The following is a 692-nucleotide window of genomic DNA, read 5'->3' as shown; positions in this document are numbered from 1 at the left end:
GTGTGCTAACGCCAGGAATCGCATGCGTTTCCTGGCGTTGGTTTCTGCCTTGGCGAGGGCCAAGAAATCGATTGGATCGGACATACTGAGTACAGTGAAACCAGAATAGAGCAATTAGATCACATCTTTAATCTGATTGGTATTACTGCAAAGAGAAGGGGGCTGAACCGGCATGGCTGAAGGTGCCTGAAGCAATATCCGGAATGCGTGACATTAAAATGATTAGTTATGTAATGAATAAGCCATTAATCGCTCCGATGGGGGCCATCCTCCCCACCCTCTCTTTTCGCCTGCTGCTAACGCCTTTTAATCATTAATGAAATGTGCTGAAAGTGCATCGATACTGTGGTGATCCTGTCTGTTATAGGCGTTTTTATCGTGATTTAATGGATTTTTATGAATGAAAATAACCAATAAAAATCAATGAGTTAAATTTAACCTTTCCAGATTGGCTTCAATTGGTTCTTTTATTTGAGTGTGAAATTACTTAGTGTTAAAAGTAGCTGGCTCACGTTCGACGGTTTGCCAGGCAAGGCGTCGGCCAAGAAAAAAGGTTCTTCGCGGGATCCTGGGAAAGTGGAAGTTGACAGACAGGGTGCTGGTAAACTGGTTGTCTCCAAACACACCACCACCATCACCCTGCTGTCGCCGTGCATCATATTGATATTGCCTCCTTCTGGCCAGGTTATACC

Annotated in this window: 1 protein-coding gene; it reads left to right on the top strand. The window is 44.4% G+C overall.

Going from position 1 to position 692, the window contains the following annotated elements:
- Positions 1-471: 471 nt before the first annotated feature.
- Positions 472-692 (top strand): hypothetical protein (locus J9889_RS19840; RefSeq protein WP_210557821.1); only part of this gene is annotated, 221 nt, incomplete at its 3' end.

The organism is Aeromonas sp. PrichA-15, from assembly GCF_017939245.1.
GTDB lineage: Bacteria > Pseudomonadota > Gammaproteobacteria > Enterobacterales > Aeromonadaceae > Aeromonas > Aeromonas caviae.
The sequence above is the reverse complement of the archived record's forward strand: the minus strand, read 5'-3'. Positions and strand labels throughout refer to the sequence as shown.